Origin of the sequence: Eudoraea sp., from assembly GCF_049669105.1 — a bacterium.
Taxonomy (GTDB): Bacteria; Bacteroidota; Bacteroidia; order Flavobacteriales; family Flavobacteriaceae; genus Eudoraea.
In genome coordinates, this window is the sequence record NZ_JBATKE010000156.1 from 1 (window position 1) to 5,554 (window position 5,554).

Below are 5,554 nucleotides of genomic sequence, written 5' to 3' on the forward strand. Positions count from 1 at the left end.
TTGTATATCGGCGACCGCTAATACGATTTCCGAATTGCCGGAACCGTCAGTAATTGTAATTAGACCGAGTGATAGTGAAAATGTAATGTCGTCACCTTCAAGGGTAGTAACTGTTGATTCATCTGTAAAACTCCCTGAGCGAAGATTGCCATTGCTTACATGATGCTGGAGCACAGCGGTTAACAAATCCTCATCAATATCACTGACAGTATCCCAGTTGTCGTCAGTAGCCAGTAAGGCGTCGAAAGCTATTTCAGCGGGTGCAAATACAGTAAATGGACCTGTGCCGGAAAGCAGTGCGGCGAAATCTGTACCCGGTGTTGCTGTCGTTAGAGCCGTAGTTAATTGTTGAAAATTTATATCGTTGGTTATAAAAGTCATCACCGTTGGAAAATCTATTACGGTGTCAACGGTATGAATAACACCATTGGAAGCAAGCACATCCGCGTCAATTACTTTTGAAGCGCCGTTAAATTCTATTGCAGCACCGGTGGCGTTGAAATATAGAGAGAGCTTTGTACCAGTTGTTGGTCCGTCTGCCAGAGTCTCTGCATAGTTCCGGGAAAGTGTTACAAAATTAGCCGCATTTATTTGTGAACCTATCACATGATTAAGTAGTACTTGTTCCAAAACATCAACAGGAACATCATTGATACTCGCAAAATTCCCGGTAGCTAAAAATAGGTCGAACGCCGCATTTGTAGGTGCCAGAACCGTAAAAGGACCGGGGCCTTCAAGGGTAGTAACCAAATCTGTAATTTCCAGCGCCTCAACCAAAGTGGATAAATTTGGATTGGCAATTGCTAATTCAACAATGTTTTCTCCTGATTGGGAACCGCCATCGTCGTCATTATTGCATGACAGGACGGCCAGGGCCAAAAAGGTTAAAATCAGGAAATGTTTAATAATTGGGTTCTTTCTCATAATTCGGTTTTTTTATTTGTGCTATAAAAATGCAATATTTTTCGGATACATTTTTTTTGTCCAATCAACTTTAGGATAATTTTAATATTCCTTTAAAATTAATTTTTTGATTTTAACTTAAGCCGGTTTTCTAATTATTTATGGTTTATTGAATTTTGGCAATAAGCAAAACCCCTGCCCTTATACTTGTTATCGTAACGCTTTCGATTCCTATAATATTTAGTCTATTCCTATTTAGCCCGAATAATAATCAAATTTTGTAATTTTGCTGCTCTTTAGCAAGTATGAAAAAAGTAGTTGTAGGACTTTCGGGCGGGGTGGACTCTAGTGTAGCGGCTTATCTGTTGCAAGAACAGGGATACGAGGTTATAGGCCTTTTTATGAAAAACTGGCATGATGATTCTGTGACTATTTCCAAAGAATGTCCCTGGCTGGAAGATAGCAATGATGCATTGATAGTCGCTGAGAAGTTGGGAATCCCTTTTCAAACAGTAGATTTGAGCAAAGAGTACAAGGAACGCATTGTAGATTATATGTTTAGGGAGTATGAAAAAGGAAGAACACCTAATCCTGATGTGTTATGTAATCGGGAAATTAAGTTTGATGTTTTTCTAAAGATTGCAATGCAATTGGGAGCAGATTACGTAGCGACTGGACATTATTGCAGAAAAGGGGAAATTTCGAATGCTGATGGATCTACCACTTACAGGCTATTATCCGGGATAGATGACAACAAAGATCAATCCTATTTTTTGTGTCAGTTATCGCAGGACCAATTGTCGAAAACACTTTTCCCCATTGGGGAACTTACAAAACCTCAGGTAAGGAAGATAGCCAGTGATAATGAGTTAATTACCGCCGATAAAAAGGATTCCCAGGGACTTTGCTTTATTGGTAAAGTGAGATTACCCGATTTTTTACAGCAAAAGTTAAAACCAAAAACAGGCCCCATAGTGGAAGTGCCCCATGATGTGGCCCAATACCTGCGATCAGTCCCTGCCTTTAAAAATAAATTTGAGGAATTGGCCTTTTATGCCCAAAAACCGGTTTACGAAATTTCCGATGGAAAAGTGGTTGGTCAGCATCAGGGTGCTCATTATTTTACCAAAGGACAGCGAAAAGGACTTGATGTAGGGGGTACCCCTGAACCCTTATTCGTTATAGAAACTGATGTTTCCGAAAATATCATTTTTACGGGACAGGGAAAAACTCACCCCGGGTTGTTCAGGCGAACATTATTTATCACCAATGAAGAACTCCATTGGATAAGACCGGACCTGAGTCTTGGAGTAGATGATTCTATGGAGGTTTTGGCAAGGATACGATATAGGCAACCACTCCAAAAAGCGAAATTGTACAAGGTTGATGCCGGCCTTTATGTTGATTTCGAAGAGAAGCAATCGGCCATAACTGAGGGACAATTTGCAGCTTGGTATATTGAAAACGAGCTAGTGGGTTCCGGAGTAATTTCTTAATTTTTCTGCTAAACAATCGGTATTTTAATAAGTACCGCCTGGCACTGGAAATTTGATTAAAAATATATGCAAAACAGGATAACCACACTTTTCGGAATTGAATATCCAATTATCCAGGCCGGAATGATTTGGGCAAGCGGCTGGCGGCTTGCTTCGGCAGTATCCAATGCAGGAGGACTTGGACTTATAGGTGCAGGCAGCATGTACCCGGAAGTTCTTCGGGAACATATACAAAAGTGCCAGCAGGCAACAGAAAAACCTTTCGGAGTTAACGTACCCATGCTCTATCCGGACATTGATAAGTTAATGGAAATTATAGTAGAATTAAAGGTTAAGATCGTATTTACTTCGGCCGGGAATCCCAGGACATGGACTAATTATTTAAAAGAAAATGGTGTTACCGTGGTTCATGTGGTAAGTAGTGTCAAATTTGCGTTAAAAGCCCAGGAAGCAGGAGTTGACGCTGTAGTAGCTGAGGGTTTCGAGGCGGGGGGCCACAATGGAAGGGATGAAACTACTACCCTGACTCTAATCCCTGCTGTTCATGAAAAAATTAATATTCCCCTTATCGCTGCGGGCGGGATAGCCACAGGTAGTGCAATGCTTGCGGTTATGATTTTGGGGGCAGATGGTGTACAGGTAGGAAGCAGGTTTGTGGCAAGTGAAGAAGCATCCTCCCACCAGTTGTTTAAGGAGAAAGTTGTAGAGGCAGGAGAAGGAGATACACACTTAACACTTAAAGAACTGGCGCCTGTAAGACTTCTTAAAAATAAATTTTATAATGATGTTCAGGCGGCCTATGCGCAGGGTTATGGCGTAGAGGAGTTAAAAAATTTGCTGGGTAGGGCCAGAGCTAAACGAGGCATGTTTGAAGGTGATCTGGAAGAAGGAGAGTTGGAAATAGGTCAGGTTTCTGCGCTTATCCACGATATTAAACCTGCAGCCGAAATTATTGCCGATATGATGCAGGAATTTAACGAAGCCAAAGATAAATTGGCCCATTTATAACCATTTTGTATTTCAACTTGGTTAGGAGCAATTTATCTTAATCTACTGTCAGGAGTACGTCTAGTAGTTGTTAAGACTTCAGTGTTACTTTTAAAACGTAGCTATCAGCAGTAATATACAAAGTAGTTTTTTCTTTATTAAAAGCACAGTTTGAAGTGGCTTGCCCCGTTTTTATTTTTCCCATTACCTTTCCTTCGGGAGAGAATATAAAAACCCCTCCGGGCCCTGTAGCAAATAAGTTCCCGTCATTATCAACTTTTAAGCCATCCGGCAGGCCTTTTTCATTTGGGACTAGCTGTGTTACATCATAAAAGAGCTTACCATTGCGAATAGAACCGTCCTCCATGACATCAAATACTTTCCATATTGCAAGTTCCGGATCAGAATTCGCCACATAAAGTTTCTTTTCATCCGGAGAAAAGGCAATGCCATTGGGTCTTGTGAATTCGGTGGTTAAAAGGGTTAACTCTCCTTCCTGGCTGAGCCTGTATACCCCCTGATAGTCCAGTTCTTTGTTTGGATCATCCATTTGCTGTGGCAGGCCATAAGGAGGATCTGTAAAATAAAGATCACCGTCACTTTTGTATACCGCGTCATTTGGGCTATTGAATCTTTTACCTTTAAAAGCTCTTGCCAGTGTTTTATAATTGGCTGATGGTTCCATAACCGGACTTTGCATTAGTGCAAGCTGTCTATCTCCATGTTGGCATAGTACCAACTTGCCTTCGCCATTTAGCAGTAAACCGTTAGCCCCGGGTTCTGATCCTTCAAAATTTTCACCCATAAACCCTGAAGGTTGTAGATACAATTTTGCTTCTTCTCCTTCCTTCCAGCTATAAATTGCATTTCTGGGTATATCTGTGTACAATAACATTTCCTGATCTGGTAACCATAATGGGCCTTCAGTCCAGTCATGCCCTTGTGCAATAACTTCAATTTTAGATTCTTTGGGGACTATTGACCACAGACTTTCGTCATAGGCTTCAATCTCGCCCTCTTCAAATATTGTAACTGCTTTGGGTGCTTCCTGTCCTGTAACAGAGGGCTCTTTTTTTTCGGTTTTACAATGTGACAGCATTAGAACCACTATGGCAAAAAAGCTGTGGTAAGCTAATTTTTTCATTTTATTTAAATTGATTCTCAAACCAGTTATGATTAATTAAACACTATTTGTCTCCCCCGGGATTTTAAGCAAGTTACCAAAAATACCGGCCGCTATTGTAAGGTTCTGATGTCTTTAATCAAACGCTGAATTTCTTCATCTTTAGTGCCATCATAGATACCTCGTATCTGTTTTTCTTTGTCTATCAATACGAAGTTGGGCGTATGAATAAAATCCTGCAGACCGCCATCACCTTCATCAACCACAGCAAAATAACTTTTACGGGCGAGTTCATAAATATGTTTTTTTTTGCCTGTAGTAATATTCCATTTAGTATCGATAGCACCATTTTTAGAGGCATAATCATATAAAACAGGCACACTATCCATTTCCGGAGTAACGGAAAGTGATAACAATTTGACATCCTTATCATTCAAAAATTCAATTTGCAATTTCTCCATATTATTTGTCATTACAGGACAAATACTGGGACAGCGTGTAAAGAAAAAATCGGCTACATAGATTTTACCTTCATAATCCTTCTCTGTTATTGTATTCCCGTTTTGATTTATAAGGCTAAAAGGATCAACAGTATGGTCAGTAGTCACCCCTTGAAGACTCTGGTCTACCAGGGCTGGATTTAAATCTGAAGGATTATAAACAGGGGGTTGTTCTTCCTGCAACCAATAGGAAAAGAAAATTAATAAGGATGTAAGCACAAGAAACACAATTATCCCCTGCTTTAAATGCGGATTTTTAAAAAATTCAGTCTGCAATGATTCGGTATTATTAACTTAATCTGCTAAATGTAACTTATAGACTTCTTATTCCACTATTTTCAGAGAATGGAAGTGTCTATTTCAATATCGGCATTTTCCCATGCTTTGTCATATTCGGCTTTAATAAGGGCTGCCTCATCCATTTTACCCTGAGCTAAAAGGCTTTTATACAAGCCCATAAGCGACCATCCGTTTTGTCTTAAGACTTCCAGGTCTTCTTTGTAAATTACTTCGGCCTCATTAAATTTATTAGCCTTTAAAAGTAT

Annotated in this window: 5 protein-coding genes and 1 pseudogene; 2 read left to right on the forward strand and 4 right to left on the reverse strand. The window is 40.0% G+C overall.

Annotation, left to right across the window (positions count from 1 at the left end; all coding sequences use genetic code 11):
* Positions 1-924, reverse strand: a 924-nt coding sequence (locus WBM60_RS12855; protein WP_424283159.1) for a fasciclin domain-containing protein, incomplete at its 3' end; no start/stop codon positions are given.
* 284 nt (positions 925-1,208) lie between these two features.
* Between WBM60_RS12855 and mnmA the strand changes: the two genes are divergently transcribed.
* Positions 1,209-2,399, forward strand: a complete 1,191-nt coding sequence (gene mnmA / locus WBM60_RS12860) for a tRNA 2-thiouridine(34) synthase MnmA (protein ID WP_424259810.1) — start codon at positions 1,209-1,211, stop codon at positions 2,397-2,399.
* A gap of 66 nt (positions 2,400-2,465) precedes the next feature.
* A complete protein-coding gene (locus WBM60_RS12865; protein ID WP_424259809.1) occupies positions 2,466-3,407 on the forward strand; it encodes an NAD(P)H-dependent flavin oxidoreductase in 942 nt (313 codons plus the stop codon).
* Between the two features lie 70 nt (positions 3,408-3,477).
* Here WBM60_RS12865 and WBM60_RS12870 read toward each other — a convergent pair whose 3' ends face one another.
* From WBM60_RS12870 to WBM60_RS12880, 3 genes and pseudogenes are all read right to left on the reverse strand, one after another.
* A complete protein-coding gene (locus WBM60_RS12870) occupies positions 3,478-4,530 on the reverse strand; it encodes an SMP-30/gluconolactonase/LRE family protein (protein WP_424283160.1) in 1,053 nt (350 codons plus the stop codon).
* Positions 4,531-4,622: 92 nt separating this feature from the next.
* Positions 4,623-5,285 (reverse strand): SCO family protein, encoded by a 663-nt coding sequence (locus tag WBM60_RS12875; RefSeq protein WP_424259807.1) that lies wholly within the window; start codon positions 5,283-5,285, stop codon positions 4,623-4,625.
* A gap of 62 nt (positions 5,286-5,347) precedes the next feature.
* Positions 5,348-5,554: pseudogene (locus WBM60_RS12880) on the reverse strand (hypothetical protein); the annotation flags it as partial.